The following is a 26,136-nucleotide window of genomic DNA, read 5'->3' as shown; positions in this document are numbered from 1 at the left end:
TCCGACCTCGCCCGCCGCGCAGTCCTGTTCCGGTTCATCGATGCCACCCTCGGCCTGCGGCCCGGCTCCCGAGGCAAGGGCCTCCAACTTGATCTTTAGCCTGTGCGGCGTGGCCGGGGTTTGGTCGATTTCTTCTTCTTGGAAGTTGTTTTCCCGGCCTCGCTGCTGGTGACGATGTGGACGTCGTATCGGGGGGTGGGCTGGTGGTTCGGCCAGCCGGGTGGCCGTCCGGGTCCTGGCCGGGTGGGTTTCGGTGCTGCCGGGTGGACAGGGGGGCTGTTGCGCGCAGGTGTCGAAATCCGCGGCGGACCCGGGCGGAGGTGAGCCGTTCGGGTAGGGCCGGTCGTTCCCAGGGGCGGCGTAGGTCCGCGGCGAGGGGCCGGGCGAGCCGTAGTTGGGTGTAGGCGGCGATGATCAGCCAGGTCCATCGGTCGGCGGCCTGCGGGGTCGGACCATCGGGCAGGTCCAGCCGAGGGTCTGTTTGAATAGCCGGAAGGTGTGCTCGATGTCGAAGCGGCGTCATCCGGCCCGCCTGCGTCCTGAGGCGGTCGGTCAGCCGGGCGCCGGCTCGCCCGCCCAGCGCCAGGGCGATGGCCTCCCGTATTTGGCGGGCCAGCGTGCTGTGGCGGCCGCGCCGCACGGTGAGGCCTTCGACCTGATCGGCGAATATCCGGCGCACGCAGCCGGCCAAGGTGCAGAAGAACCGCCGCACCCACAACTGGACCACGGTCTCCCGGCCCGCGACCGCCGCGTCGAGCAGCCGCCGCTCGTAGCGGCTGTGGACCCGCCGCGACAGAGTTGAACAGGCCGGGCAGTTGGCCGCAGCGCTGCTGATTTCGGCGGTCACCCGCACTGACGAGCCCTTCGCCGACACGTTCGTGATGCGCAGCCCGGACAGATGCGGGAAGAAGACCGCGAGAAGCTCCACTAAGGACATCAGGCATGATCCACCATCGACCACGCACGATCACCGAGACCGTGCCAGAGCCACTTCAAGATGGCCGTTGACATGCGGCCGCCTACCAGGCACCGGCGAAGACGTTTGAAGCTCGTGCCGAGTTCACAGATGCCTCTGGTCTGCGGTGGCAGCGAACCGGCAATGCTCTACCGGAACGCCTCGTACAGCCATGAACGATGGCCGGGAAGCTCATGCGTCCCTTTGAGCCTCGCCAGCCCGGAGGATGTCCGCTTGCCGTTCATCGGCGGCGGGCACACTGGCAAGCGCCACAGAGCAGTCTCCGTCGTGCGGTTCCTCCCATGCCGCCATCCGCGGCGCCACGGCGCTTCTCGCCGCCCTGGGCAGGCCGCCGCCACTGCTGCGGTCCTCCTCACTGCGACGCCGTCGCCGTCGCGGCAGGCGGCGGTCGAGCCACGGACCTTGTTGAAGCCGCGAGGCGGGCACTCACCGACACGACCACCCCGAGCAGCCGCCTGCCGGTGACCCGTTGCCTGTCGCAGCGCGAATGCTCCGTGATGCCATCGCCGTGGCGACCTCCCAGGAGGTCGTCACGCCCTTCGTCATCGCGACCTTCTCAACCCTCGCCGACACCGACAAGGACATCGTCGCCAGAGCAGTACTTACCTACTTCACCCGGCCGTTCGGCAGCGAGCGACGCCTTGGTACACGACCTTGGACAGTGACGAGGTGAAATGCGGCGCGATCAGTCCTGACTGGCACCTCAGAGGCAACCCGTTCTCCCGGGACCTGGCACGACTCGTTCCTAGCGCAGGCAGATCTCGCCGCACAACTGCGACGGTCCGAGTTGACCAAGACACTCCTGCGGCCGAGTGGAGCCGCACGCCCCGGATCGATGAGCACCCGATCATGGGCGGAGCATTGTGGCTGCATCCCGGAAGATCGCCATCGCATCGGCAAGTAGCCCGTCGAGCGTCATGCGTAGGTCCGGGTCGCCGGGTTCAAACGGCACGAATCTGGTGAGCAGGGTGTGCTGCCGCTGCTCAGTCATCACCGCAATCATCAGCGTGACTGCGAGAGCCTCAACGTTCTTGGCCGGCCAGGCCCGATGACTGATGCCGATCCGGCTTCCAGCCAGACTTCGTCGTTGTCGCGGCGCTGCCATCGCGGGCAGCTCGCGCCTCCGCTGTATCCGGGCGGCGGCGCCCCGGCGAGTGATCGCTGCGCTCGCTCGGTTGAAAGTTCGAGTCCGAGGACCTTCGCCCGATCGTGGAGCGGCTCGCCGAGTCGTTCGTACAGCAACCGGGACGCCTCGTTGATCGCCTCCGATGCCTGTTCCTCTGTCAAGCGCGGTGTGGGAACCGACCGGTCGGCGAGTTTCAGGACTTCGGTCCGGTAGCCGGCCAGGTCACCCGAATCGCTCTTGATGAAGGTACGCGCAATGAACTCCTCGGCGGTCGGCTCGATGTCGATAGCCAGAATGGCCGTGCTGTTCGTTTCCAGGGCAACGGTAAGGACACCTGCACCGTCGGTCGCCTGGGCCAACCCGCCTACCGGAAGCCGCGATGTCAGTGCGCCGGCATCAGCAGTTCTGCCGGTTACTGCATCACAGAGCCAGAACGCTCCGCGGTTGCTGACGGTCATCATCGTAGAACCGTCGAGCGGCACCAGCCCGACGCAACCGCCGGCGTTGAACCGGCGATAGCCCACGATGCCGTCGCCTAGGCTAGACCCTGTCGACGAAGGTCGCAACGTGCTCTGGTAGGCCGCGAGGGCTCCCGCCAGGTCACTGGGATTGCGGTTGATCTCGCCCGCGAGGACATAGGCGCCGACCAGGGCGGCGGAGGTTCCCATCCCGAAGTAGGGCGTGGAGCAGTGCGCAGCGTCGCCGAGCAGTACCACGCGGCCCCGGTACCAGGTGTCCGTGATCACCTGGAGGCTTCCTGGGAGTAGAAGAAGTCTGCGTCCTGCATCCCCTGGATGAACCGGTCGCTCTGCCAGCCGGCATCGTGGTAGCGCCGGGACCAGAACGTCTTCTGCTGCTCGATCGGTTGCCGGTGCACGGCGGTGGCCTCTGCGGAGTTTTCCCGCAACGCGAAATAGACCTGAGTCTGGCTCGGGTTGTGGCTACGCCGCATGATCACACGGCCGCCGGGGGCACAGTAGGTTTCGCGCAGGCTGCTGTCGGAGGCGATCCGTGGAACGAACCAATACGCCAGATGGATCCCGACCGGACGATACGGATTCTCGGCTGGGGGTAGCAGGGATGTACGGATGTGCGAGCCTTGGCCGTCGGCAGCGATCAAAAGGTCGAATGCTCCGGTGGTACCGTCGCAGAAGCGTGCCCTGACCCGGTGCGCGTCCTGCTCGAAGCCGTCGACGCCGGCGCCGAACTGGAAACGTGCATGGTGCCGGGTCGCCTCGTACAGCACACGTACCAGGTCACCACGCATGATCTCGTATTCCGAGGTCATGGTCTGCCGGCCTTTGCCGGAGGTGTTGGCCATGACTGTGCCCCATCGTCGGCCGCGCGCGTCCACGAACGCGACGCCGGGCCCGTCGACACGGATGCCGCGCACGGCGTCGAGCAGGCCCATCCGGTCGATGGCGTCGATGCCCTGCCCGCGCAGATCGATCTGGGCACCGGCGGCTCGCAGGTGTGGCGTGTGTTCGGCGACCAGGACCTCGTGTCCGCCGTATTGCAGCCAGTAGGCCGCGGCGAGACCGGCGATCCCGCCGCCGCAGATGAGAATCTTCATCGCCGTGGTTTCCTTTCGATCGTTCGGCGGGTTCAGGAGACGGAGAGGGATTCGCGATCCGGGGCCGCCGGCTCGTTCGTCAGTGGTGACGGCTCGACGCGCAGCAGCCGTGCCACGTTCGCCGGGAGCCACCAGTTGTACTTGCCAAGCAGCGACACCAGGGCGGGGACGAGTAGCGCGCGCACGATGGTCGCGTCGAGCAGGATGCCGGCGCCGAGGGCCGTCGCGAGGATCTTGATGTCGGCGCCGGGGGCGGAGGCCAGCGCGGTGAAGGCGAAGAACAGGATCAGGGCGGCCGAGGTGACCAGTCGTCCCGTGCGGCCGAGTCCCTGTTCGATGGCGGTGGTGGTGGAACCGGTGCGGTCGTACTCCTCTCGTAGCCGGGCGAGGATGAACACCTCGTAGTCCATGGACAGGCCGAACAGGAACGCGAAGATCAGCACCGGAAGCCAGAAGGTGATCGCCCTGGTGGCCTGGATGTCGAACAGCAACGCCGAGCCGTGTCCGTCCTGCCAGAACCAGGTGGTGAGGCCGAAGACCGCGGCGACGCTGAGCAGGTTGAGCAGGACGGCTTTGAGCGGCAGCAGCAGTGACCGGAAGGTGCGGACCAGCAGGATGTAGGTGACCGCGGCGATGAGCACCAGGACCCAGGGGAAGATCTTGTAGACGGCGTTCTGCCAGTCGAGCACGGCCGCGCCGGTACCGGTCACGCCTCCGTATCCCGGCAGTTCGCGGGTCGCGTCGCGTACGGCGGTCACCACCTGGATGCTGGTGATGTCGACGGTTTCCCGCTCGGGAACAACGATGATCTGGCGTACCCCGCCGTCACCGGGCGGCATGACCACCGCCATCCGCACCCCCTCCGCCTGGCTCGCCGCGGTGGCGAGGGCCTGGACGTCCCTACCGGGATCGACCAGCAGTGACATGGGGGTGAGCACGCCGCTGCCGATACCGCCGTCGGTCAATGTGGTCAGGGCGTCGTGAGCGGCTCCGCGGCTGGCGAGAGCGCTGGAATCGGGTTGGCCGACCTGGATGCCGAAGACGGGTGCGACGGCCAGCGCCAGTGCCGTGAGGGCGACGCCGGCGGCGATCCAGCGGAAGCGTACGACGCCGCGCGCCCAGGCCGTCCAGCCGCGGGACGCGGTCGCCTCCTTGCGCAGCGTGGGCCAGTCGAGCCGGGGTCCGGCCAGGCTGAGCAGTGCCGGCAGCAGGGTCAGGACGACGAGGGTGCTGACCAGCGGGATCAGCATGCCGCCGTAGCCGATGCTGCGCACGGCGGGCATGTCGACCACGAGCAGGGCGAGCAGGCTGATTGCGACGGTGGCGCCCGAGGTGACGACGGCGTGCCCGGCGGTGCGGACGGCCGTGGCCACGGCTTCGTCGTTGGTGGCGCCGTGGGCGCGTTCCTCGCGCCAGCGGGTCACCACCAGCAGGGAGTAGTCGATGGCGACGCCGAGACCGACCAGGGCGATCAGGAAGTCCACCACGAAGGACACGTCGGCGAACGTGGTGACGGCGAGCACGGCCAGGAAGGTGGCCAGGATCGCCACCGCCGCGACCATCAGGGGTACGAGGGCGAGGAGCGACGCGAACACGAACAGCAGGACCAGCAGCGCGCCGCCCGCGCCGAGCAGGGTTTCGGTCAGCAGGTTGAGGCCTTCGCCGTCGTCTGCGTTGCCGGCGGCGAGCTGGTTCATCCCGGTGATCGAGGAGGTGAGACCGTGTTCGGCGGCGGCCTCGCGCACGGCGGTGGCGATCACGGGGTCGGCCCCTTCCTCGCCGGGTGCGGCTTCCGGGGCGTAGACGAGCAGAAAGGTGCTGCGCCCGTCGGTGGTCAGGAACCCGGCGTCACCGGTGCTGGCGTAGTCGACGACGTGGGTGCCGGGCACGGCACGGATCCGGTCGGCGACTGCGGCGATGTCCGCGCGGTGATCGGCGATCCGCTGCCCGGCCGGAGCGGTGAGCACGGGTACGGATTGCGGTTCGGGGCCGACGCCGTAGGTTTCGATGAGTTTCGTCTCGGCTCGCGAACCTTCCTGTCCGGGCAGGGAGAAGTCGCTGGAGAGGCGGTCCTGGACCAGCGCTGCGGCGACGCCACCGGCCATCATGACGACGATCCAGAAGCCGATGATCAATTTGCGATGTTTCAGCACGAATCGTGCGATGGTGTCCATCATCAATCCTTGACGGCAGAGGGGGAGAACGACACCGATCACGATGGCGTTCAGGGTCGGCCCGGGGCATCGGGCCGGGGAATGCCGTTCCGCTACGGCTCGGGAATGAGCGACACGGTCCTCGGATACTTCGCCAGCACGACGCGGGCCGCCGGAGCACGTCCGTAGGCTCATGGTCATGAATCTGGGGCGGGTGCGGGCCGGGGTACGCGACTTCGCGCGCGGTCATCCGGTACTGGCCGATGCAGGCTTGGCGGTGGTCAGCCTGATCGCGGTGGTGGCCGCCGACGCGGTGCTCGAGTTCGGCGATCCGCCGTTGCGTCAGGCGGGTCTGCCGGGCCTGGCCGCGATCGTGCTCGCCGTTGCCGCGATCGTCGTTCGTCGTCGGTTCACGACGGCCGCCGTGGTCACCTGCGTCGCCGCGGGTCACCTTTCGCTGGTCCTCGGTTTCGGTCAGCAGCCGGTACTGGTGGCGGCGTTGGGGGTGTTGTTCTACACCTTCGCGATGCGCACCGACCGGCGTCGGGCCTGGCTCGTCGCGCTCGCTGCCATGGCCGTGCTCGTGGCGGGTGGGTTGATCGGGCATGCGACACCCCCGGAGGCGTTCGGCGCGGTCTCCTGGATCGTGATCGGGGCCGCGATCGGAGACGCCACCCGCAACCGGCAGGCGTACGCCGCCGAGGCCGAGCGGCGGCTGCGGCAGGCCGAGCAGGCACACGACGAGGAGATCCGGCTGCGTATCGCCCGGGAACGGCTGGGCATCGCCCGCGACCTGCATGATCTGATCGCGCATCACATAGCCGCCGTCAAGGTCCAGGCGACCGGCGCCCAGCACGTCCTGCGTACCTTCCCGGAGCAGGTCGAACCCGCACTGGAGCACATCGTCCGGTCCACGGACACGATCCTGCGGGAGATGGGCGCGGTCGTCGCGCTGCTGCGGACCGATGACGGCGGGAACCGGGCGCCGTCTCCCGGCCTGGCGCAGTTGACGGGGCTCCTCGACGATGTCGAGGCGACCGGGCTGCACATCGAGCGCCGGCAGATCGGCGCGGCTCGTCAGCTACCCGAGCTGATCGACCTGGCGGCCTACCGGATCGTGCAGGAAGGGCTCACCAACGCCCGCAAACACGGTGACGGCTCTGCCGCGCTGACACTGACGTTCAGCCCCGACGCCCTGCGCATCGATGTCGTGAACCGTCCGGGCGTCAAGCCATCGCCGACCGGCACCGGCTACGGCATCATCGGCATGGGGGAACGGGTGGCCGCACACGGCGGCCGGTTCGAGGCGGGCACCACCCCGGACGGGCGGTTCGCCGTGCATGTCATGCTGCCGGTGCCCGCCGCCGAGGTGACGCGATGACCGTACGCGTCGTGCTCGCTGACGACCAGGAGCTGATCCGCGCCGGGTTCCGGATGTTCCTGCTGACCGAGCCCGACATCGAGGTCGTCGGCGAGGCGAGCACCGGCCGGGAGGCCGTCGAGCAGGCCCGGAAGCTGCGCGCCGATGTCGTCCTGATGGACCTGCGCATGCCCGGCATGGACGGCATCGAGGCCACCCGCGTGATTGCGGGATCCGAGGACCTGCGCAACGTGCGGGTGCTGGTGCTCACCACCTTCGAAAGCGATGAGAACGTCGTGTTCGCGCTGCGTGCCGGCGCCAGCGGCTTTCTCGGCAAACACGTCTCGCCCGCCCAACTGACCCACGCCGTGCGGGTGGTGGCCACGGGTGACGCCCTGCTGTCGCCCAGGGCCACGCGTGGCCTGATCACCCAGTTTCTCGGCCAGCCGGCATCCGCCGAGCTTCCGGCCGCTCCGGGCCTCGACGAACTCACCACCCGCGAGCGGGAGATCCTCGTGCTGGTCGCGCACGGGCTGTCCAACGACGAACTGGCCGCCCGGCTGCAGCTGTCACCGTTCACGGTGAAGACCCACATCAGTCGTACCCTGACCAAACTCGGTGCCCGCGACCGCACCCAGCTGGTGGTCATCGCGTACCAGAGTGGCGTCGTCCGACCACATGATCATCTTCTCTGAGGGCTGTCTGCAGTCCCCGGAGGCGGGTGAAGCTGTCGCTGAAGCGGGACCGGTAGGTGGAGGCGCTCAGGCCGTAGTGCGCCTTGAAGCGGCGGGCGAAGTTGTTCGCGTCGGGCCAGCCGACCGTCTCGCCGATGTGGGTCACCAAATCGCCGGTGCGCAGCAGCATGCCGGCCGCCATCTCGATCCGGAACCGTGACAGGTACGCCATCGGCTGCATGCCCGTCGCGGCCTTGAACAGCCGCACCAGGTAGCCGCGGGTCAGGTGCAGCCCGGCGGCCAGGTCGGCCAGCGTCCAGGCGCGGGCCGGCGCGGCCTCCAGCAACTGCATCGCACGCAGGACGGCCGGATGGCTGACGCCGTTGGTGAGGCCGGCCGGATCGGCGTCGTCGGACGCGAGCGCACGGGCCAGGCAGCCCAGGAACAGCGTCAGGCGGCCGATCACGTCGCCGCGGTGCAGCTCCAGCGGCTCGGCGCGCAGGCGGTCGAGCGCGTCCAGGTGCTCGCTGCACTCGGCCAGCGCCGCCGGTGTGAGGGAGGTGGTCAGGATGCCGCGGCGCTACAGGGAGTGCGGGCCGGTCCACAGCAGGTAGCTCGGCAGCGGGTCCTCGCGGGTCCAGGCCAGCTCGCGCTGCAGGAGCTCAACGGAGAAGCAGCAGTTGTACAGGTCGAGGCCCTGGCAGTCCTCGTAGCCGTGCCACACGCCGGGGCGCAGCAGCAGCACGTCACCCACCGACAGCTGCCGGCGGCCGGCGTAGGACAACGGCCTAGTCATGACCCTCCGAGCGCCCGGGGCGGGGACCGCCAGGTGCGTTTCGTGCTAGCGCCCGCGCATCACGGCCTATCCGCGGGCGCCGGTCGAGGCAAAAGATCACCGTCGATCGCTCCGCACACCCCGGCGTCAGACCCGGATCCGTGGATAGCGGCGGCGTGATTGACGCATATCGCTGATGGGCGATGGGTGATGCGGTGTTTCTGCCGGTGGGTATGGTTGTGGCCCGGTGGCGCCGGGTTCGCTGGTCTCGGTGGGGTGTTCGGGCCGGTCGGGCCTGGTGGTCAGGTCCAGATCGGTAGTCGGCGCAGTCGGGGCAGAACTTCGGCGAGACCTTGTTGGTCTGGGGGTAGTCGCAGGGTGAGCTGCCCGGCGTGGCGGACCAGCCGGGCCGGGACCGTCAGCAGCCGATGCCGCAGGGTGCCCAGATGGGCCCGGCCGCGTCCGTCACCGCCGTCCAGACCGGCCAGTTCCTGCAGCCAGGCGGACAGGTTCACGGCCAGCAGCGCACCCCACATCCACACCGTGTTCGCTGCCCGGCTGGCTGAGGGCAGGTGCCGCAGCGCGGCGCCGTGCTTGGCGTCGCGGATGCGGTCTTCGATGTCGGTGCGCATCCGGTGCCACGCCTCGACCGCGACCGCCCTGGCTGGGGTGGACACGTCCAGGTTGGTGGCGATGAACGAGTACGCGTACACGTGGCCGACGAGGCCGTCCAGAGCCAGGGCGAGTTGGTCCTTGGGGATGGTGCGCCGGCGACGGGCCCGTGGATCGGTCGAGACGTCGGCGGCGCGGACCTTGACCCGCCGCACCACGCACGTGGTGCCCGGTGGCCACCCGGCCGGCGCGTAGTCGCAGACGGCAACCTGGGCACCCTTCATCCGCTTTGCCGTGTGCCACGCCGTGTCCGGGACCGCGGCGGCGGCCCGCCAGACCGCCGGGTTGCGGGTCACCCCCAGGGAGAAGTCGCAACCAGCCGCCACTGCGGCGGCCGCGATGTCCTTGGCGAAGTAGCCCACATCGCCGCGCACCTTCGGCCGCACGCTGACCCCGGCCACGCGCAGGGTGGCCACGCTGCGTTCGATCAGCGATCCCGCCCCCGGGCGCGGGTCCTCGTCCCCTGCGAGCAGGTCCGCCGCGGTGACCAGGCCGGCCTCCGCCCACGTGGCCACGTGCGGACGCCCGGCCCGGGCACCCTTGTAGCTGTAGGCGATCCCTTCCTTCTTGGCCCCGTAGCACTCCACATCGGTGCCGTCCAGGTCGATGGTGGCCCCACCCGTACGCAGCACCGCGCGCCGTCTGGCCGGCAGCAGTCCCACCACCCGGCCCACGATCTCCCCGATGCCTTCCTCTACCCCGGCCACCTGGGCCGGGCCGAACCGGTCAGCAAGCTGCACCGCGGTGGTCGAGGCCGGTGTGGCCACCGCCGACAGCGCCTCCCCGGCCGGATCGGCACGGCGGCGGTCCAGCCCGGTCCAGAACTGCGCACCGCACATCTGCGCCTGCGCCACCGCGACCAGGAATTGCCCCGCGGACAGGCCCCGGTCCCGCTGCTTGATCGCACCGACTGCGTCGTCCAACGCGGCGGTCACGCCCAACCGGCCGACCAACTCGGCCACCGCGACCACACCCGACACCGGCGTCAACGACGCGTCCGGTGCGCCGACACGCACCCGACCTGCCAAACCAGGTATCCTCTGCACCGAACGGGTGTCCTTCTCACAGCGACGGATTGGTCCCTAGACAAGTCCAATCATCCCTGCTGACAAGGCATCCGTTCATCTATGCCACGCCGTGTTGTATCCCTATCCACGGATCCGGGTCAGAGGAGTCGTTCATGCGCCCCGTAGTGCAACGTTCGTTACTCGCCTCGGCGATCGTCGCCGCCACGCTCGCCGCCGGGTCGGCGGCGGTCGCGGTCGCGCCGGCCGACGCCAGCGGGTTTCCCGCCGGATGCCCCTGGATGGACACCGGCAAGAGCCCCGACCAGCACGCCCGCCTCCTGCTCGACGCCAGCTCGCTGCAGCAGAAGCCGCGCTGGCTCGACGAGTAGGCCGCCAACTCACCCACCCAGACCACGTTCGGCAACGTGACGTACCCGGTCCAGGTGCCGTGCACGCCCACGGTCGTCTACACCGACGGGCCCGACTACGTGCGCGGCTCGGCCGGCGTCACCGTCTTCCCGGCGCAGCTCGCGCCGGCCGCCACCTGGAGCCCGAGCACCGCCTTCGCCAAGGGCAAGGCCGAGGCCGACGAGGCGTTCAGCGCCCGCAAGAACGTCATTCTCGGCCCGGGTGTGGCCAGCGGCCGCACACCGCTGTCCGGGCGTACGCCCGAGTACCTCGGCGAGGACTCGCTGCTGAGCGGTTCGATGGCCGCCGCCCACATCAACGGCATCCAGAAGGGCGACCCGGCCCGGCCGGTGATGGCCGCGCTTAAGCACTACGTCGCCAACGAGCAGGAGCTCGACCGGCAGACCAGCTCGTCCAATGTGGACGGCCGCACACTACGGGAGGTCTACGACCTGCCGAACGCGATCGCCGTGGCCGACGGCAAGCCGGGCAGCGTGATGTGCTCCTTCAACCAGATCAACGGGGTGTTCGGCTGCGAGCACGCGATCCTGCGCAACCTGCTCAAGGACGCCGGCGCGTTCGACCGGTACGTCATGAGCGACTTCGGCGCCGTGCACTCCACCGGCCCGGTGCTGACCGCCGGGCTCGACCAGGAACTCAACCGGCCTCGGTTCTTCAGTCCGGCCAACCTGGAGGCCGCCATCGACGCCGGCGCGGTCAGCGTCACGCAGGTCGACGAGGCCGCCCTGCGGGTCGTGCGGGCCTACATCCGGACCGACCTGTTCGACCACCCGCTGCCGGCCACCGCCGGTGTGAGCCCCAACGCCGCCGCCAACCGGGCGGTCGCCCAGACGATCGCCGAACAGGGCTCGGCACTGCTCAAGCAGCAGGGCGCCGCCCTGGCCCGGCTGCTCTACGGCGACACCAACTTCACCGGCAAACTGCCGATGACGTTCCCGGTCTCGCTGGCCGACACCCCGACCGCCACCGCGGCCCAGTACCCCGGCGTCTTCGCCGACGGCAGCACGACCCGCCCGGCCGGCAGCACCGCCATCCGCCAGCTCAACTACAGCGAGTCCCTGAAGGTCGGGTACAAGTGGTACGACAGCCAGAACATCCAGCCGCGGTACCCCTTCGGCTTCGGCCTGTCCTACACCACCTTCGCCTACAGCAACCTGCGCATCGAGGTCGACGGCAGCCGTGACCGCACGAACGCCAGCATCAGCTTCGACGTCCGCAACACCGGCTCCGTGGCCGGCACCAAGACGCCGCAGGTGTACCTGACGCTGCCGGCCACGACCGGCGAGCCCGGCAAACGCCTGGTCGGCTACGACCAGGTCAGCCTCCGGCCCGGCCAGAGCCGCACAGTGAGGATCACGGCCAGTCGGCCGCGAGCGACCACCCGCTCGGCTACTGGAGCACCGCGAACCACGCCTGGACGATCGATCCCGGCACCTACGCGGTGCAGGCCGGCGGCTCGTCCCGCGACCTACCGGTGAGCGGCTCGTTCAGCCTCTCGTAATCCGGGGCCTCGCCCCGCGCGCCGCTCCGAGCCTCGGCTCGGAGCGCCGCGCGGGCAGGGCCTGAGGGCCGCGGGGCGGGAGTCCTGTCCCTCGGTGGTGGGAGACTGAGGCCGACTACGCGCCACCGCGGGCCGGTCCGCCTGCCGATCACCACCTGAGCGCGGCGCCCAGTACACCTCGGCCGAGTTCCGCACCACCCTGTCCAGACTGCGGATGCGGGCGTCGATGGGTAGGGTCGGGTCGTGTTACGACGACGCCGTCGCCGAGTCGTTCTTCGCCAGTCTGAAGGCTGAGATCGGCACCAAGGTGTGGGCCACCCGCGCCGAGGCCCGCCGGGCTGTGTTCGCCCACATCAACTACTACAACGGCAACCGTCTACATTCGACAGTCAGGCTGCGGACCCCATACGAGGCCCGTGTCTGCTACCGTCCACCTGTCGCCCTCGCGGCATGAAACCCCGGTGTCCGATCCTGGGGTGGAACCCAACCGATCCCATAGACGGCAGGATCCCGTTGTCTGACAAGCGTTGCACGAACTTGAACGACGTGTAGTTCGAACCGCGGTCGCTGTGATGGACGGGTTGCTGGTCGCGGACGTCGCGGGCCGAGGTGGGCTACCGGCAGGTATGGCACAAGCTGACCGCCGGCCTGGCGGGACTGGCGGTGGCCGACCCGAGCGAGAACGCGCTGTGGCAGGCTCGCGCCCGTCTCGGTGTGGCGCCGCTGCGGTGGCTGTTCGGCCTGCTGCGCGGTCCGGCCGCGACGAAGCCTGCGGGTGGGGTGCGCTGGTGCGGGTTGCTGGTGTGCGCCATCGACGGCACCACCATGGCCATCCCGGACGGGGCCCGCAACCTCGCGGTCTACACCAAGCAGGCCGGCAATCACGGCAGATCCGGGTACCCGCTGCTGCGCCTCGTCGCCCTGGTCGCCTGCGGCACCCGCACCGTCATCGACGTGGTGTTCGGCCCCACCAGCCGCGGCGAACTGGACTACACCCACCGGCTGGCCCGCAGCCTGCACGCCGGGATGCTGGTCCTGCTGGACCGGCACTTCGACGCCGCCGCGCTCATCAGCCACCTCGCCGCGACCGACGCGCACCTGCTGGTCCGGGTCAAAGCCAACCGCAGACTGCGGGTGCTGCGCCGCTACCCCGACGGCTCATACCTGTCCCAGATCGGCACCACCCGGGTGCGGGTGGTCGAGTGCGAGATCACCATCGCCACCACCGTAGGCCGGCACACCGGCGTCTACCGCCTCGCGGGCCGATCGCGGTGGTGGCCCGGTCGTCGTCACGCGGCCCTTTCGCGGCTTCGCTGGCGGGCATCTGCAATCATGCTCGGCCATGGACTATCACGGACAATTTCGTCGTGCCGCAATGGAGCGGGGCATTCCGGCGGATGCGGTGGACGGGTTCGCCGAGCAGCTACGGTTCTCGATCTGGGCCTCCGCCGGCGGTGACGGCGAACTCGTCGGGCGCAGCGGTGGCCTGCCCCGGCTGCCGGTGGGCATGGACTGGCCGTCCACCACCGCGTGCCGCAGTGCCGACGCCCCGCCGATGCCCCTACCGTTCATCGCCTCGTTCGACTGCGCGGCGCTGCCGCGGATCGGCGGGTTCGATCTGCCGGCCGAGGGCTCGCTGCTGTTCTTCCTGGACCACGAGGCCGATTTCGACGACTGCGACTGCAGTGACGAGGAGCAGCCGTTCGCGCGGGTCCTGTACGTGCCGGCGGGCACCGACACAACGCCGCCGGACGGGCCGCCGGAGGAGACGCTCGCCTACGAGGAACCGTTCCTGCGCCCCGAGCAGGACCTCTTCGCCACGGTCCGACCGGTCGTGCCACCCTGGCTCACGTGCGACGAGGAGTCGATGGGGTACGTGTCCGCGATCCAGGAGTGGATCAGCCCGCTGACCCACACCGACGAACTCGTCGCCGTCGTCGAGGAACTCTGGCCGTCGCCGGGCAGCGACACCGGCTTCTGCCGGGTTGGCTACCCGACATCGTTGGGCTCCGTCGACACGCCCGACTTCCTGATCGGCGGCTACTCGCTGGAGTTGGACAGCGGCGTCACTCCCGAGTACCACATCGCGGCCGATGACGTGACGGCCCGGCAGGAGTCCGGCGAACTCGACGTCACGCCGGCCGAACGGGACCAGCTGGTGGCGACGGAGAACCCACGGATCATCCGCGAGTGGGTGCCGCTCGCCCAGTTCGCGACGAGTCACGACCTCTACTACGGCTGCTTCATGATCCGCTGGGACGACCTCGCGGCGGGGCGCTTCGATCGTGCGCTCTCGTTCACCATGTTCTCCGGGTAGCCGGTTGACCTCAAACCCCGGTGACACTTGGTGATCCACCTGTGCTGTGAAGCGGGTCGGCGCCGTGGGCGATCATGTATCGGCATGGCGCCACGGTACGCCTCATCGCCGTGTGCGTCCGTGTTGGTGCTACCCGGACTTGGCTGTAAGCCGGAATCGGTCAATGATTGCAGGCACGCCGGGGATGAGGGTCAGGAGTTGAAAGAGCCCGTATCCGAGTGCTCCACCGACGGTGTTGAAGGTGAGATCGTTGATGTCCGCGATGTGGCCGCCTGCCGACAGGCCCTGCACGGCGACTCGGGGCGCGGCGGTGCCACGCTCCGATCGACGATCAGCAGCCCGAAAGCCGCCAACATGACCAGCGCGTCTTCACACATGCGGACCGTGCAGTCACGCCAAGAGGAGCGAGGGAGAGCGAGGCACCTGGTTGGCGTGTTGAGGGTTGCAGCTTGCTCGATGCGCGGCCGGGCCTTCTCGGCGAGGGTCTGCTGTGCTGCGAACAGGGGTCGGGTCAGCGCCCCGTGCACAGGGCTCTTGCGCTCCCCCGGCTCGGCGATGACCGCCACGTTGACCGGCTCCCGCCATCCGGGCTTGGCCTCCACGTCGAGGCGCCCGCCCGCGCACGCAGACAACACGGCCAGAGCGACCGTGCCCGCCATCGCCGTGTCGGTCTGAGTGAACTCGGCGATGCCCGACACCATCGCGGCCAGCCACCCGGGGTACACGTCGACCGGGAACGGCGGCGGCGCCGCCCGGCCGCCGAGCGGCACGGGCACGTCCCACAGCGCCGGGGACAGCTCGGGCGGCGGCGCGTCGCCGGTGATGAGGTGCAGGCGAGGTGCGGTCATGCGGCGATTCCTTCCGTGTGGGGCGCAACCGTGGTTGTCGCCGTGCGCGCCAGCTCGGCCAGCGCGCGCATCTGCGGGCCGATGCCCCGGGTCGTGTCGAGCGGGCGGCGGGCGTGTGGCCAGACCGCCGAGGCGGCGTCGGCGTACTCCCTGCCGCCGAGCACCGTCACCGTTGCGGCCGTGTCGAGGCCCAGGCGGCGTGCTTGCGCGCGCAGCGTCGCCACGGTGACCGCACCGGGCTGGCCCATGCGCTGCTCGTACGGTGCGATCACCGTGTGCGGCATGAGGAGCCCGTAGCGGGCGGAGAGGAGACCAACCGCCCGCCGAGGCGCTCGGCCGCGCGGCGGCACGCCTGGTGGTAGCTGCCGACGTACAGGTCAGCTGCCGGGGCGGGCCGGTCGAGCTTGGCGCCGCCGCACGCCACGATGACCAGGGCGGTATCGCGGCGGCGGATGTTGTGGCGCATACGCTGCTCCACCGGGGCGGCGTAGGCCTTGCTCGCGGCCTGCCGGGTGACGCCCAGGGCGCGGCCTAGCTCGGCGAACGACCAGCCGTCGTTGAGGACCAGTTCGTCCGGCGCGGCGCGGTCGACGGGTTCAACATCTCGCCGTACCTCGTGCCGCACGGCCTTGACGACATCGTCGAAGTGCTCGTGCCCGTACTGCAGGAGCGCGGCGTCTACCGGACGGAGTAAACGGGCACGACGCTGCGAGAGTACCTCGCCTGTCGGGCGGCCGCGCGGCGTCTGACCCAGCAGCGCCGGCTTCCGGTGCGGACCGGATCGGCAGCCCGCTGCGTCAGGCAGCTACCTGCTCCAGCGTGGCGCGTTGGAGCATGCCTACCACCCTATCAATTTAATATGAATAGGCCCGGCGGTCACCGGGTGGTGTCGGCGCCGCCGTTTACGTGCAAGGTCTGCCGGTGATGTGGCGGGCGCCGCGCGAGGCGAGGAACCAGCGATGGATCGATGCGTCCAGAACGGGGCTAACCAGCGCTCGACGATGACGGGACGATCGCTCACGGTGGGTTTCCCGGAAGCGCGTCGGCGAGGAGTTCCGCCAGGTGCCGGCCGCGCGTGGCCGCCAGGTCGGCCAGCTGGGTGCGGCACGAGAAGCCGTCGGCGAGCACGGCCGTGCCCGGGACTGCGGCGCGGACCGCAGGCAGCAGGTGCTGCTCGGCGACCGCTGTCGAGACCTCTCGGTGCTCCTCGACGACTCCGAAATTTCCGGCGAGGCCGCAGCACCCACCGAGCACAGTGGCGTCCACGCCGGCCCGGCGGAGCAGCTCACGGTCAGCGTCGAAGCCCAGCACGGCATGGTGGTGGCAGTGCGGCTGGACGACGGCCGGCTCAGTCAGTGTCGGCGGCTCCCACCCCGGCGTGCCCAGCAGGAGCTCGGCGAGCGTCCGGACCCCGCCGGCGACCCGGCGGGCGGCATCGGACGCGAGCAGCTCAGGGGCGTCGCTGCGGAGGGTCGCCGTGCACGACGGCTCCAGGCCGACCACCGGTACGCCCGCGGTGACTGCGGCGTCGAGCACGGCGATCGTCCTGCCGAGGATGCGGCGGGCGGCATCGAGCTGGCCGGTGGAGATCCAGGTGAGGCCGCAGCACACGGCCCTGTCCGGCAGGGTCGGCCGGTAGCCGGCCGCCTCGAGGACCCGTACGGTTGCGCGGCCTACCTGGGGCGCGAAGTACTCGGTGAACGAATCGACGAAGATGACGACGGGACGCCCGTTTGCCGGTCGTTGCGGTGCCGTGCGCCGGAACCACTGGGTGAAGGTCTCGTCGGCGAACGTCGGCAGTGATCGCTGCGGGTCGACGCCGGCCAGTCGCAGAGCCCACCGTCCGACCCGCGGGCGGGCCAGCAGGCGGTTGGCCACCCCGGCGACCGGCTGCGCAAGCCGTGCCCAGCGGGGCAGCCAGCCGAGCGTGTAGTGCGTCCGCGGCCGGAGCCGGCGCCGGTAGGTCTGGTGCAGGACCTCGGCCTTGTAGGTCGCCATGTCGATGCCGGTGGGGCAGTCGGAGGCGCACCCTTTGCAGGCGAGGCAGAGGTCCAAGGCGTCGTGCACCTCCGGCGCGTCCCAGCCGCGCACGCTGGACTCGCCGTTGACCATCTCCTGCAGCACCCGGGCCCGTCCTCGGGTGGAGTCTTTCTCGGCCCGGGTGGCCGCAAAGGACGGGCACATGACCCCGCCCGTCGTGCGGGTGTCGGCCCGGCACTTGCCGACGCCGGTGCAGCGGTGGATCGCTTGGCCGAAGTCACCACCGTCGGCCTCGTAGGCGAACGCGAGCGATCGGCGCTGTGGCGCAGCGCCGGCAACCCGGACCCGGGCAACGGCCGGCTCCGGATCGACGAGGACGCCCGGGTTCAGCAGGTTGTCCGGGTCGAAGAGGTGCTTGACTGCTGCGAAGGTGGCGAGCACCTCTGGTCCGTACATCAACGGCAGCAGCTCACTGCGGGCTCGCCCGTCCCCGTGCTCGCCGGAGAGCGACCCGCCGTACCGGGCGACCAGCCGGGCCGCGTCCAGCAGGAAGCGGTGCATCACGTCGGTCCCGCCGGGACGGTCCAGGGGGAAGTCGAGGCGGACGTGCACGCAGCCGTCGCCGAAGTGCCCGAACGGCATCCCGGTCAGCCCGTACTGGTCGGTGAGCTCGTCGAAGTCGCGCAGGTAGTCGCCGAGGCGCTCCGGCGGTACCGCCGCGTCCTCCCACCCGGCGTGCGTCGGCAGACCCGACGGGGTGCGACCGGCGAGTCCGGCACCGTCCTCGCGGATCCGCCACAGCGGCGCGATCTCGTCCGGGTCGGTGACCAGACGGTGGTCGACCGGCTCCACCGCGGCAGCGAGCCGTCGGGCGCGCGCGGCGAGCTCGGCGGGGTGTGTACCACTGAGCTCCACGAAGAGCCATGCCGCACCTCCCGGCAGCGCGGGCACGGCAGCTGGCCCTTTGCGCCGCACGATGGTGTCGACGATCCGGCGGTCGAGACCCTCGCAGGCCGTCGGGTGGTGCTCGAGCACGGCGGGCGCGGCGTCGCCCGCCATGCCCATGTCGGGGAAGCCGAGGACCAGCAGCACGCGGTGCGCGGGGTCCTCGACGAGCCGGACCGTCGCCTCGGTGACCACAGCCAGGGTGCCCTCGCTGCCGACGAGTGCCCGGGTGAGGTCGAAGCCGCGTTCGGGCAGCAGGTGCTCGAGCGCGTAGCCGGAGACCTGCCGGCCGAACCGGCCGAGCTCGGTGCGGAGCACGGCCAGGTGATCGCCGACCAGAGCCCGCAGGTCGTCCACGAGTCGGCGGGCCGGATCCGCTGGGACCAGCGCGTCCAGGCCGCCGGTGTCGAGGCTCGTCCCGGCGGCGGTGAGCACCCGCAGGCTGGTGACGTTGTCGCTGGTCCGTCCGTAGGCGAGGCTCCGGGAGCCGCACGCGTTGTTGCCGATCATCCCGCCGATCGTGCACCGCGAGTGCGTCGACGGGTCGGGGCCGAAGCGCAGTCCGTAGCGCCGGGTCTGGCCCTGCAGCGTTGCGTGTACGACTCCCGGCTGCACCGTGGCGGTCTTCGCTTCGGGGTCGATCTCGAGCACGTTGTCCAGGTGTCTGCTGAGGTCGAGCACCACGCCGTCCCCAACGGCGTTTCCGGCCACCGAGGTGCCCGCGCCGCGTGGAGTCAGCGGGACGCCCTCGGCGCGGCAGGCGTCCAGGACCGCGTGCACCTCGTCGGTGTGCCGGGGCTGAACGACGAGCAGCGGCGGCACCCGGTAGACAGACGCGTCGGAGGAGTACGCCGCCCGCGTCGTCGGGTCGTCCAGGACGTGCCGGACGCCCGCCGCACGCAGGCGCGCCGCGATGGGATGGTGAGGCACGCCGCTACCGGCCGAGGAACGGCATGGCAAGCGGGCGCATCGGTGCGGCCGTCGCGCCTCGCAGCTTGATACCGGCCCCGATGAAGCAGAACTCGTACATCTTCTCGGCGGCGATCTGCTCCATGTCGACCACCTCCATGATCGGCACACCGGCCTCGGCGAAGAGGTAGGTGTGCACCGGCAGCCAGTTGCCCTCCTCGGTGGACGGGATCTGCTCGAAGGACAGGTTGTCGGCGCATACGAGGGCCGCCCCGCTCCTGGCCAGGAACTCCGCGCCGTCGCGGGTCACGCCGGCCTCGTTGGTGATGTAGGCCCGCGGGTCGTCCCACAGCGTCATCTGGCCGCTGCGGACCAGGACCACGTCGCCCGGCCGGAGCTCGACCTGCTGACGTCGTCCCGCCTCAGCGAGATCGTCCCCGGTGATGCCGTAGCTCTGCGGGAGCACGTCCACGCCCTTGAGGGCGGCGACGTCGAGCAGGATCCCGCGAGCGATGATCGGTGGCTGCTTCTCGGCGCCGGCGCACATCCAGTGCCGTGCGCCGAGGTACTCGTCGGCGTCGAAGTTGTTCCAGATCTTGCGCCCGTAGCCGAAGTGGTTGAGGGTGTCGATGTGCGTCCCACAATGGGTGTACATCGAGATGGCATCCCCGGAGTAGCCGACCAGCTGGTTCTGCTCACCGAAGCCGGTGGAGTCGTCGAGCGCGGTCCCGCGCGGGGTGTTGGTCATCCAGATCTGGTAGGGCGGCTGGCCGGCGGCCGTGAATGACGGCATACCCAGGAAGTAGTCGACGCTCAGGTCGATGGTGTGCCCCGCATCGGCGCGCGAGAGAACGGACCGCATCGACTCCGGGGTGATGAGGTTGAGCATGCCGATCTCGTCGTCGTCACCGAAGGGGCTCGTCGTGATCTGGCGGAAGGTGGCCGCCGCGGCGGCGATCTTGGCCGCGGTGGCCTCGTCGACAAAGTTGGTTCCACACATGGCTCAGACCTTTCCGTTCGGGTGGAGCTCGGTGCTCGCGGGGACGGGCGCAGCGGGGACGTCGTCGTCGGTCGCGACCCGCGTCAGGGCGTCGTACAGATGCGGGCGCCGCCCACCGAACAGCGAGATCGCGAAGTCGGCCTCGGGCACGCTGATGTCCTTGTTCCGGGCCGTCAGCGGGTCGATGTCGGCGACCACGAGGGCGTCGCCGCGCTCGCTGCTCGCCAGGACGGTGCCGACCGGGTCGATGATCTGGCTGCGGCCGATGAACGGGACCCCGCGCTCCTCGTCCCCGCGGTTGGCTGCGATGACGAAGACGTGGTTCTCGGCGGCGCGTACCCGGGTGTAGAGCTCCGCGACCCGCTGCGCCGGCTCGGGCCAGTTGGTCGGGTTGACGATGATGTCGGCACCGCCGAGCGCCAGGCAACGTGCCCACTCCGGAAACCGGAGGTCGTAGCAGATGCTGAGGCCGACGACCCCGAAGCTGGTCTCTACCAGCACCGGCTCGTTCTCCCCCGGGGTGACGAACCGGTCGGCGCCGAGCGACGGCAGGTGCGTCTTGCGGTAGTCGGCCCGCCGGCCGCCGGGCTGGAGGAGCGTCGCCGTGTTGAACACGTCGTCGCCGGCCGCTTCGAGGAAGCCGAGCACGACGATGAGGTCCAGGTCGTCGGCGAGCGCCGCCACCCGCGCGATCTCCGGCGCGTCACGATCGAGCGCGACCTTCCGTACTTCCTCCCGCGTGTGGAAGACGTAGCCGGTCAGGCCGCACTCAGGCAGCACCAGGAGATCGATGCCGCGGGCACGTGCGGTGCGCATCGCCTCCATTGTGCTCTCGACGTTGGCGGTGACGTCACCGAGGACGCTGCCGAACTGTCCCGCGGCCACGCGGAGGGTGGCCGGGACGGGCGTGGGACTACTCATCGGGCCTTTCGCTTTCGGTCCCAGGCGCCGTTCGCCACGATGGCGGCGATCAGCACGATCCCGTAGGCCACCTGCAGCACGAACGACGATGCCTCTGTCAGGGTCAGGTAGTTCTGGATCAGGAAGAGGAGCGCGGCGCCCGCTGTGGCCCCCACGAGCCCGCCCCGGCCGCCGGCGAGGCTGATACCACCGAGAGCCACCGCGGCGACCGCCTTGAGGGTGTACGTAGGCCCGACCGTGGCGTCCGCACCGCCGAGCACCGCGGTCAGCACGAGACCGGCGATCCCCGTCATGATGCCGGTCACCACATAGGCGAGGAACCGGACCGCGGTGACGTTCACGCCGGCGGTGAACGCCGCCCGGTCGTTGGAGCCCACGAGCATCAGGTTGCGGCCGTAGGCGGTCCGGGTCAGCAGCCACCACAGGCCCCCCACGCCGACCAGCACCCACAGCACGTTGGGCACCGGCCCGTCGGTGCCTGTGAACCAGGACATCCAGGCCGGCAGGAAGCCGGTCGGCGCGCCGAGGATCTGCGTCGCGAGACCGGCGAACACAAGGTACGTCGCCAGGGTCGCGATGATCGGAGGGATTCGGACCAAGGTCACCAGGGTCCCGTTCAGTGCGCCGATCGCGGCGCCGAGCAGCACGGTGCTCGCCACCACGAACCAGGCGACCGAGAGCTGGTGCGGCACCAGGACGGCCGCGATCACCACGCTCACCAGACCGGCCGCCGGTCCGACCGAGAGGTCGAGCCCACCGCCCCCGCTCAGGACCACGGGGGTCTGGGCCATGGCGAGCAAGAGGAGCGGCGAGGCGTAGACCAGGACGAGCTTCCACCCACTGTGGAGGAAGTCGGTGCTCTCGCCGACCGTCAGCACGAGCATGACGACGACGGCGAGGGTCGCCGGGACGTAGTACGGCACGCGTCGCGCGAGCGTCTGCAGCGCCGAGCCGGCATCGAGCCGGGGCACGGGTTGGGTCGGGATGCTCACAGCGTCACCTCCTCCGGGGTCGTGGTCGCGGCCGGCTCAGGGTCACGGCCGAACATGGCGGCGAGTACGCCGTCGTAGGTGAACTCGTCGCCCTCGAGCACCCGGTGGACCCGGTGCGCGTGGCAGACGGCCACGCGGTCGCACGACACGAGCAGCTCCTCGATCTCCGTGGAGAGCATCACCACCGTCATGCCGTCAGCGGTAAGCTCACGCAGCAGCTGGTAGAAGTCCTGCTTGGTCCCGATGTCGACCCCGCGCAGCGGGTCGTTGAGCACGAGGACGTCGGGGCGGGTCGCGAGCCAACGGCCGATCAGCACCTTCTGGGCGTTGCCACCACTGAGCCCGGTGATCGGATACGTCGGGTCGTTCGGCACCACGCCAAGCTTCCGCATCTCGGCGATGACCGTCTCCAGCACGCTGCCGCTGCGGAAGAAACCGAGGCGCGAGTGCCGTCCGAACGTCGCCATCGCGAGGTTGTCGCGTACGGGCAGGGTGCGGAACAGGCCCTCCTCCTGCCGCTTCCCCGGGACGTAGGCGATGCCGGCGCGAGCGGCGTCGCGGTAGCCGGAAACGCGCCGCCACTGCTGATCCCGGCGCAGCTCGAGCCGGCCACGGGCCGGCGGCGTCCGGCCGGCCAGCAGCTCGACGAGGCCGCCGCCGCCCTGTCCGTCCAGAGCCGCGACGCCGAGGATCTCGCCCTGGCGCACCGCGAGCTCGTACCCGGGCGCGGCCTTGCCGCCGGCCAGGTCGCGAGCGCGGAGGATCGGCGCTCCGTCGCGGGCACGGTCAGCGACATGCCGGGTAGCGGCCACCGCGGTCTCGACGTCGCGGTCACTCATCATCGACAGCAGCCGGGACGGCGTGGCTTCCTCGCGCGAGACCGTTCCCACCGTCCGCCCGGACCGCTGCACGGTCGCGCGGTCGATGAGGATCGCGAGCTCGTCCATGCGGTGGGACACGAACAGGACACTGCGCCCCTGCTCCCGCGCCGCGATGAGCAGCTCGAACAGCCGGTCGCGGGTCGCCAGGTCGAGCGCGGAGGTCGCCTCGTCCAGGATGAGCACCCGCCAGGGGCGTACGAGTGCGCGGGTCAGCGTCAGGACCTGTCGATCCGCGAGGGAGAGCTGGTACGGCGACGCGCCCAGGATCATCGAGTCCGCACCGAGCGCCTCGAGGACCTCCTCGGCAGCCTTCCGCTCCGCCTTGGCCGTGCGGGCACGGCGCAGCAGGCCGTCACCGCCGCCGAAGACGTTGTCGATGCCGGTGCACTCGTCGGCCACCAGGGTTTCCTGGAAGACCGTGACGATGCCGTGGCGCTGTGCGTGTGACGGGCTGCGCAGGTCGACCTGCCGGCCGTCCACCAGTACCCGCCCCGCGGTCGGCAGCATGATGCCGCTGAGCAGCTTGACCACGGTGCTCTTGCCGGAGCCGTTCTCTCCGACGAGGCCGTGGATCTCTCCCGGTGCGATCTCGAGTCCGCAGCCTTGGAGCGCGACCGTCGGGCCGTAACGGTGTGTGATGTGGTCGAGCTCGACCACGTTCGTCTCGGTCATCACAGCCTCTGGGCGACGTGACGGTCACGGCCGTAGACCGTGATGAGGACGAGGATCGCCACGCCGAGCATCACCTGCTGCATGTTCGCACCGACCTTCAGGCCGACCAGCAGGGTGGTGAACATCGTGGTGACGAGGACGCCGGCGACGGTGCGGCTGTAGCTGCCCGCGCCCCCGAGGAGCGAGGTCCCTCCCACCACGACCGCCGTGATCGTCGAGAACAGGTACGGGTTGCCGATGTCCATCGACGCCCCACCGCTGAAGCCCGCAAGAAGGAGGCCCGACAAGGCGGCGAACACGGCGCTGGCGCCGTACACGGTGACCCGTACCAGCAGGGGGCGCACCAACGCCAGACGCGCCGCGGTCTCGTTGGCGCCGACTGCGAACAGGTGGCGCCCGAGGACGGTGCGCCGCTCGGTGAGCAGCACGATCGCCGACACCGCCACCCAGAGCAGGAGCGCGGCCGGGACCGGGGCCCCCAGGGTGGAGCCGACCGGCGAGACGGCGTCGGTGATGAAGCCCGGCACCCTACCGCCCGTGTTGCCGTTGGTGGCGACCAGCACCGAGCCGGTGACCAGTGACCCCATGCCGAGCGTCACGACCAGGGGATGCAAGCCGAAGAGGCTCGACACCAGGCCGTTGGCCGCCCCGATCGTGACGGCGGCGAGCAGCACCACCCCGAGGATGCTGACGAACGACCAGCCGTCGGCGTACAAGGTGGTCAGCGCGACGTTGGCCATCCCGATCGTGGCCGGGATGGATAGGTCGATGCCCCCGATCATGACCGCCCAGGTCTGCCCGACCGAGGCCAGGCCGAGGACGGCGGCGAGGATCAGCAACGACATGATGCCGGTTCTGGACAGCACCCCGGACGTCGTCGCGGCGAGCACGACGAACATCGCGACCGGGGCCAGGTAGACCAGCGAGCCGAGCGGCACACGGCGGCCGGCGCGGGTGGCGGCATCCGCGGCGTCCGGCCCGGCGGTTCTCGCACCGCCGGGGCTGGCGAATGTGGACATCGACCTCTCTCCGATCCGCTACTTGACAGGGAGCTTGTCGAGCCCCGAGGTGAACGTCGCGGGCTGGTTGCCGCCCTTGAACAGATCGTCGTAGTAGGACGCCGGCACGACCTCGCCGCCGGTCGGCTGCGCGTTGCAGGCGCTGTTCAGGGTCATCGCCGGGTTGTAGTACTGGTCGACGTTGGACCCGTCGATCGTCTGAAGCGGGTAGAGCAGCGTGTTGAACTCCGGCTTCTGCCCGGCGAGCATCCGCAGCGCGATCTTGAACGCCTCGACGACGCCCTGACCGGCACCCTGCGTGAAGCCGATCGAGTCCTTCCCGGTCTTCTTCCAGTTCGCCAGCCACGCGCAGGCTCCCTCGAAGCCCGTGATCCACGGCAGGTTGCGACCCGCCTGCTCGAACGCCTCGGTGACCGGAACCGCGCACACGCCGCCGTCCCAGACACCCGCCACGTCACCCGGGTTGGTGCTGAGGTACTGCAGCATCTGCGACTTGATCGTCGAGGGTGTCCACTGCCCGGTGATGTGGTCGACCTTGAGACCGGCCTCCTTGAAGACAGCAGCAGCGCCGGCCTGGCGGGCCTCGCCTGCGGCCACGCCCGGGATCCCGTCACACATGACGACGGTGCCCTTGCCGCCGGTCTTCTTCACCAGCCACGCGGCCGAGGTCTGCCCGGCGTGGTAGGCACCGAAGTCGGACTGCATCACGTTGGTGCAGTCGGTGCCGGTCTGCATCACCACGACCAGAGCACCGGCCTTGCGTGCGCCCTCGAACGCGTTGCACAGGCCCACGGTGGGCGGCTGCATCACGAAGATGACGTTGCAGCCTTTCTGCACCATGGTGTTGATCTGCGTCGCCTGGAGGCTGGCGTTGTTGTTCGCGTCGGAGACGATCAGCTTGCCCTTCACCAGGCCCTGCCCGGTCAGCTGGTCGACGATGCCCTGCGCGACGGTCAGCCCTTCCTGCCGCCACGAGTTGCCCTGGTAGGCGCTGGAGTAGCAGAACTGCCAGGGCGCCTTCGGTGCCGACCAGTCGGCGTAGGGGTTCGGTCCCAGGCGCGTCGACTGCCAGAAGCCGGCGTACGCGTCGCGGGCCGAAGCAGGCACCTTCTGCAGCGCCGCCTCGTCGGCGGCCGACGCTGCCGAGCCGGTCGCGAGCTCGGTGTAGGCGGCGGCCGACGAGCTGGACTCGTCGCCGGGACTGGCGGCCAAGCCGCCGCACGCCGTCAGGGCGAGGGCCAGACCCGCCGCCATGGCGGCGGCGACGGTGCAACGGACGCGTCGGCGCGGCGTGGGGCCTGAGGACGTTGGGTTCACGGTGTCTCCTCGGTAGGTCGTTCACTGAATCCGAGAGTGGTGCGGGTCACGCCGCTAGTGGCCTGTAACATACAACATGCAACGTGATA

Annotated in this window: 26 protein-coding genes and 2 pseudogenes; 9 read left to right on the top strand and 19 right to left on the bottom strand. The window is 70.1% G+C overall.

Going from position 1 to position 26,136, the window contains the following annotated elements:
* Positions 1 to 95: 95 nt before the first annotated feature.
* A pseudogene (locus ACQPY0_RS19130) lies at positions 96 to 519 on the bottom strand (NF041680 family putative transposase); the annotation flags it as partial.
* Here ACQPY0_RS19130 and ACQPY0_RS19125 point away from each other — a divergent pair.
* Positions 506 to 802: a hypothetical protein gene (locus tag ACQPY0_RS19125; RefSeq protein WP_432995946.1), complete on the top strand. Its 297-nt coding sequence runs from the start codon at positions 506 to 508 to the stop codon at positions 800 to 802. The pseudogene ACQPY0_RS19130 and the gene ACQPY0_RS19125 sit on opposite strands and share 14 nt — an antisense overlap.
* Here ACQPY0_RS19125 and ACQPY0_RS19120 read toward each other — a convergent pair.
* Positions 752 to 937, bottom strand: a pseudogene (locus tag ACQPY0_RS19120) (ISL3 family transposase); the annotation flags it as partial. The gene ACQPY0_RS19125 and the pseudogene ACQPY0_RS19120 overlap by 51 nt on opposite strands.
* A gap of 526 nt (positions 938 to 1,463) precedes the next feature.
* Here ACQPY0_RS19120 and ACQPY0_RS19115 point away from each other — a divergent pair.
* Entirely contained in the window at positions 1,464 to 1,649 is a 186-nt protein-coding gene (locus tag ACQPY0_RS19115) for a hypothetical protein (protein ID WP_432990657.1), read from the top strand.
* 174 nt (positions 1,650 to 1,823) lie between these two features.
* Here ACQPY0_RS19115 and ACQPY0_RS19110 read toward each other — a convergent pair whose 3' ends face one another.
* The 4 genes from ACQPY0_RS19110 to ACQPY0_RS19095 are packed head-to-tail and all read right to left on the bottom strand — an operon-like array spanning position 1,824 to position 5,852.
* Positions 1,824 to 1,967 carry a hypothetical protein gene (locus ACQPY0_RS19110; RefSeq protein WP_432990655.1) on the bottom strand — a complete coding sequence of 48 codons (144 nt, stop codon included), beginning with the start codon at positions 1,965 to 1,967 and terminating at the stop codon, positions 1,824 to 1,826.
* Between the two features lie 11 nt (positions 1,968 to 1,978).
* Complete coding sequence (locus ACQPY0_RS19105; protein ID WP_432990653.1) at positions 1,979 to 2,848, bottom strand: FAD-dependent monooxygenase; 870 nt, start codon at positions 2,846 to 2,848, stop codon at positions 1,979 to 1,981.
* Positions 2,845 to 3,675: an FAD-dependent monooxygenase gene (locus tag ACQPY0_RS19100; protein WP_432990651.1), complete on the bottom strand. Its 831-nt coding sequence runs from the start codon at positions 3,673 to 3,675 to the stop codon at positions 2,845 to 2,847. Before ACQPY0_RS19100 ends, ACQPY0_RS19105 begins: the two co-directional genes overlap by 4 nt.
* A 32-nt stretch (positions 3,676 to 3,707) precedes the next feature.
* Positions 3,708 to 5,852 (bottom strand): MMPL family transporter, encoded by a 2,145-nt coding sequence (locus tag ACQPY0_RS19095; protein ID WP_432990649.1) that lies wholly within the window; start codon positions 5,850 to 5,852, stop codon positions 3,708 to 3,710.
* A gap of 175 nt (positions 5,853 to 6,027) precedes the next feature.
* Here ACQPY0_RS19095 and ACQPY0_RS19090 point away from each other — a divergent pair, with 175 nt between their 5' ends.
* A complete protein-coding gene (locus ACQPY0_RS19090; protein ID WP_432990647.1) occupies positions 6,028 to 7,209 on the top strand; it encodes a sensor histidine kinase in 1,182 nt (393 codons plus the stop codon).
* Positions 7,206 to 7,883 (top strand): response regulator, encoded by a 678-nt coding sequence (locus tag ACQPY0_RS19085; RefSeq protein ID WP_432990645.1) that lies wholly within the window; start codon positions 7,206 to 7,208, stop codon positions 7,881 to 7,883. The genes ACQPY0_RS19090 and ACQPY0_RS19085 overlap by 4 nt, the downstream gene beginning before the upstream one ends.
* On the opposite strand, the gene ACQPY0_RS19080 is transcribed toward ACQPY0_RS19085, so the two are convergent.
* The 3 genes from ACQPY0_RS19080 to ACQPY0_RS19070 form a co-directional block, all read right to left on the bottom strand.
* The gene (locus ACQPY0_RS19080; protein ID WP_432990643.1) at positions 7,834 to 8,328 is read right to left on the bottom strand and encodes a helix-turn-helix transcriptional regulator; all 495 of its coding nucleotides are present in this window, start codon (positions 8,326 to 8,328) and stop codon (positions 7,834 to 7,836) included. The genes ACQPY0_RS19085 and ACQPY0_RS19080 overlap by 50 nt on opposite strands.
* A gap of 114 nt (positions 8,329 to 8,442) precedes the next feature.
* Positions 8,443 to 8,658, bottom strand: coding sequence for an AraC family ligand binding domain-containing protein (locus ACQPY0_RS19075; RefSeq protein WP_432990641.1), 216 nt, complete (start codon positions 8,656 to 8,658; stop codon positions 8,443 to 8,445).
* A 281-nt stretch (positions 8,659 to 8,939) separates the two neighbouring features.
* Complete coding sequence (locus ACQPY0_RS19070; protein ID WP_432971092.1) at positions 8,940 to 10,337, bottom strand: IS1380 family transposase; 1,398 nt, start codon at positions 10,335 to 10,337, stop codon at positions 8,940 to 8,942.
* Positions 10,338 to 10,489: 152 nt separating this feature from the next.
* Between ACQPY0_RS19070 and ACQPY0_RS19065 the strand changes: the two genes are divergently transcribed.
* The 5 genes from ACQPY0_RS19065 (at position 10,490) to ACQPY0_RS19045 (ending at position 14,563) form a co-directional block, all read left to right on the top strand.
* Positions 10,490 to 10,705 (top strand): hypothetical protein, encoded by a 216-nt coding sequence (locus ACQPY0_RS19065; protein ID WP_432990639.1) that lies wholly within the window; start codon positions 10,490 to 10,492, stop codon positions 10,703 to 10,705.
* Positions 10,706 to 10,741: 36 nt separating this feature from the next.
* A complete protein-coding gene (locus ACQPY0_RS19060) occupies positions 10,742 to 12,223 on the top strand; it encodes a glycoside hydrolase family 3 N-terminal domain-containing protein (protein ID WP_432990637.1) in 1,482 nt (493 codons plus the stop codon).
* A 249-nt stretch (positions 12,224 to 12,472) separates the two neighbouring features.
* The gene (locus ACQPY0_RS19055; RefSeq protein ID WP_432990635.1) at positions 12,473 to 12,700 is read left to right on the top strand and encodes an integrase core domain-containing protein; all 228 of its coding nucleotides are present in this window, start codon (positions 12,473 to 12,475) and stop codon (positions 12,698 to 12,700) included.
* 155 nt (positions 12,701 to 12,855) lie between these two features.
* Positions 12,856 to 13,704, top strand: coding sequence for a transposase (locus ACQPY0_RS19050; protein ID WP_432990633.1), 849 nt, complete (start codon positions 12,856 to 12,858; stop codon positions 13,702 to 13,704).
* Positions 13,622 to 14,563 carry a DUF1963 domain-containing protein gene (locus ACQPY0_RS19045; RefSeq protein WP_432990631.1) on the top strand — a complete coding sequence of 314 codons (942 nt, stop codon included), beginning with the start codon at positions 13,622 to 13,624 and terminating at the stop codon, positions 14,561 to 14,563. The genes ACQPY0_RS19050 and ACQPY0_RS19045 overlap by 83 nt, the downstream gene beginning before the upstream one ends.
* A gap of 191 nt (positions 14,564 to 14,754) precedes the next feature.
* Here ACQPY0_RS19045 and ACQPY0_RS19040 read toward each other — a convergent pair whose 3' ends face one another.
* The 10 genes from ACQPY0_RS19040 to ACQPY0_RS18995 form a co-directional block, all read right to left on the bottom strand.
* Positions 14,755 to 15,411 (bottom strand): DUF3987 domain-containing protein, encoded by a 657-nt coding sequence (locus ACQPY0_RS19040; protein ID WP_432990629.1) that lies wholly within the window; start codon positions 15,409 to 15,411, stop codon positions 14,755 to 14,757.
* Entirely contained in the window at positions 15,408 to 15,683 is a 276-nt protein-coding gene (locus ACQPY0_RS19035; protein WP_432990627.1) for a hypothetical protein, read from the bottom strand. The genes ACQPY0_RS19040 and ACQPY0_RS19035 overlap by 4 nt, the downstream gene beginning before the upstream one ends.
* Entirely contained in the window at positions 15,680 to 16,036 is a 357-nt protein-coding gene (locus ACQPY0_RS19030) for a hypothetical protein (protein WP_432990625.1), read from the bottom strand. The genes ACQPY0_RS19035 and ACQPY0_RS19030 overlap by 4 nt, the downstream gene beginning before the upstream one ends.
* Positions 16,037 to 16,428: 392 nt before the next feature.
* The gene (locus ACQPY0_RS19025) at positions 16,429 to 19,266 is read right to left on the bottom strand and encodes an FAD-binding and (Fe-S)-binding domain-containing protein (protein WP_432990623.1); all 2,838 of its coding nucleotides are present in this window, start codon (positions 19,264 to 19,266) and stop codon (positions 16,429 to 16,431) included.
* Positions 19,267 to 19,270: 4 nt separating this feature from the next.
* On the bottom strand, positions 19,271 to 20,245 hold the full coding sequence (locus ACQPY0_RS19020) for a cyclase family protein (RefSeq protein WP_432990621.1): 975 nt from the start codon (positions 20,243 to 20,245) through the stop codon (positions 19,271 to 19,273).
* A gap of 3 nt (positions 20,246 to 20,248) precedes the next feature.
* On the bottom strand, positions 20,249 to 21,166 hold the full coding sequence (locus tag ACQPY0_RS19015) for a carbon-nitrogen hydrolase family protein (RefSeq protein WP_432990619.1): 918 nt from the start codon (positions 21,164 to 21,166) through the stop codon (positions 20,249 to 20,251).
* Positions 21,163 to 22,158, bottom strand: coding sequence for an ABC transporter permease (locus ACQPY0_RS19010; protein WP_432990617.1), 996 nt, complete (start codon positions 22,156 to 22,158; stop codon positions 21,163 to 21,165). Before ACQPY0_RS19010 ends, ACQPY0_RS19015 begins: the two co-directional genes overlap by 4 nt.
* Entirely contained in the window at positions 22,155 to 23,711 is a 1,557-nt protein-coding gene (locus ACQPY0_RS19005; protein WP_432990615.1) for a sugar ABC transporter ATP-binding protein, read from the bottom strand. The genes ACQPY0_RS19010 and ACQPY0_RS19005 overlap by 4 nt, the downstream gene beginning before the upstream one ends.
* The gene (locus ACQPY0_RS19000; RefSeq protein ID WP_432990613.1) at positions 23,711 to 24,730 is read right to left on the bottom strand and encodes an ABC transporter permease; all 1,020 of its coding nucleotides are present in this window, start codon (positions 24,728 to 24,730) and stop codon (positions 23,711 to 23,713) included. The genes ACQPY0_RS19005 and ACQPY0_RS19000 overlap by 1 nt, the downstream gene beginning before the upstream one ends.
* Before the next feature lie 18 nt (positions 24,731 to 24,748).
* Complete coding sequence (locus tag ACQPY0_RS18995) at positions 24,749 to 25,984, bottom strand: substrate-binding domain-containing protein (RefSeq protein WP_432990611.1); 1,236 nt, start codon at positions 25,982 to 25,984, stop codon at positions 24,749 to 24,751.
* Between the last annotated feature and the right edge of the window lie 152 nt (positions 25,985 to 26,136).

This window comes from Dactylosporangium sp. CA-233914 (assembly GCF_050942935.1).
Lineage (GTDB): Bacteria > Actinomycetota > Actinomycetes > Mycobacteriales > Micromonosporaceae > Dactylosporangium.
This window is presented reverse-complemented; position numbering and strand designations above follow the sequence as displayed.

Coding starts and splice junctions, on each gene's coding strand:
- ACQPY0_RS19085 (WP_432990645.1), top strand. CDS start 7,206: ATGACCGTACGCGTCGTGCTCGCTGACGACCAGGAGCTGATCCGCGCC.
- ACQPY0_RS19015 (WP_432990619.1), bottom strand. CDS start 21,166: ATGAGTAGTCCCACGCCCGTCCCGGCCACCCTCCGCGTGGCCGCGGGA.
- ACQPY0_RS19020 (WP_432990621.1), bottom strand. CDS start 20,245: ATGTGTGGAACCAACTTTGTCGACGAGGCCACCGCGGCCAAGATCGCC.
- ACQPY0_RS19005 (WP_432990615.1), bottom strand. CDS start 23,711: ATGACCGAGACGAACGTGGTCGAGCTCGACCACATCACACACCGTTAC.
- ACQPY0_RS19115 (WP_432990657.1), top strand. CDS start 1,464: ATGCTCCGTGATGCCATCGCCGTGGCGACCTCCCAGGAGGTCGTCACG.
- ACQPY0_RS19110 (WP_432990655.1), bottom strand. CDS start 1,967: ATGACTGAGCAGCGGCAGCACACCCTGCTCACCAGATTCGTGCCGTTT.
- ACQPY0_RS19055 (WP_432990635.1), top strand. CDS start 12,473: ATGGGTAGGGTCGGGTCGTGTTACGACGACGCCGTCGCCGAGTCGTTC.
- ACQPY0_RS19000 (WP_432990613.1), bottom strand. CDS start 24,730: ATGTCCACATTCGCCAGCCCCGGCGGTGCGAGAACCGCCGGGCCGGAC.
- ACQPY0_RS19100 (WP_432990651.1), bottom strand. CDS start 3,675: ATGAAGATTCTCATCTGCGGCGGCGGGATCGCCGGTCTCGCCGCGGCC.
- ACQPY0_RS19075 (WP_432990641.1), bottom strand. CDS start 8,658: ATGACTAGGCCGTTGTCCTACGCCGGCCGCCGGCAGCTGTCGGTGGGT.
- ACQPY0_RS19090 (WP_432990647.1), top strand. CDS start 6,028: ATGAATCTGGGGCGGGTGCGGGCCGGGGTACGCGACTTCGCGCGCGGT.
- ACQPY0_RS19040 (WP_432990629.1), bottom strand. CDS start 15,411: ATGACCGCACCTCGCCTGCACCTCATCACCGGCGACGCGCCGCCGCCC.
- ACQPY0_RS19125 (WP_432995946.1), top strand. CDS start 506: ATGTCGAAGCGGCGTCATCCGGCCCGCCTGCGTCCTGAGGCGGTCGGT.
- ACQPY0_RS18995 (WP_432990611.1), bottom strand. CDS start 25,984: ATGGCGGCGGGTCTGGCCCTCGCCCTGACGGCGTGCGGCGGCTTGGCC.
- ACQPY0_RS19065 (WP_432990639.1), top strand. CDS start 10,490: ATGCGCCCCGTAGTGCAACGTTCGTTACTCGCCTCGGCGATCGTCGCC.
- ACQPY0_RS19045 (WP_432990631.1), top strand. CDS start 13,622: ATGGAGCGGGGCATTCCGGCGGATGCGGTGGACGGGTTCGCCGAGCAG.
- ACQPY0_RS19095 (WP_432990649.1), bottom strand. CDS start 5,852: ATGATGGACACCATCGCACGATTCGTGCTGAAACATCGCAAATTGATC.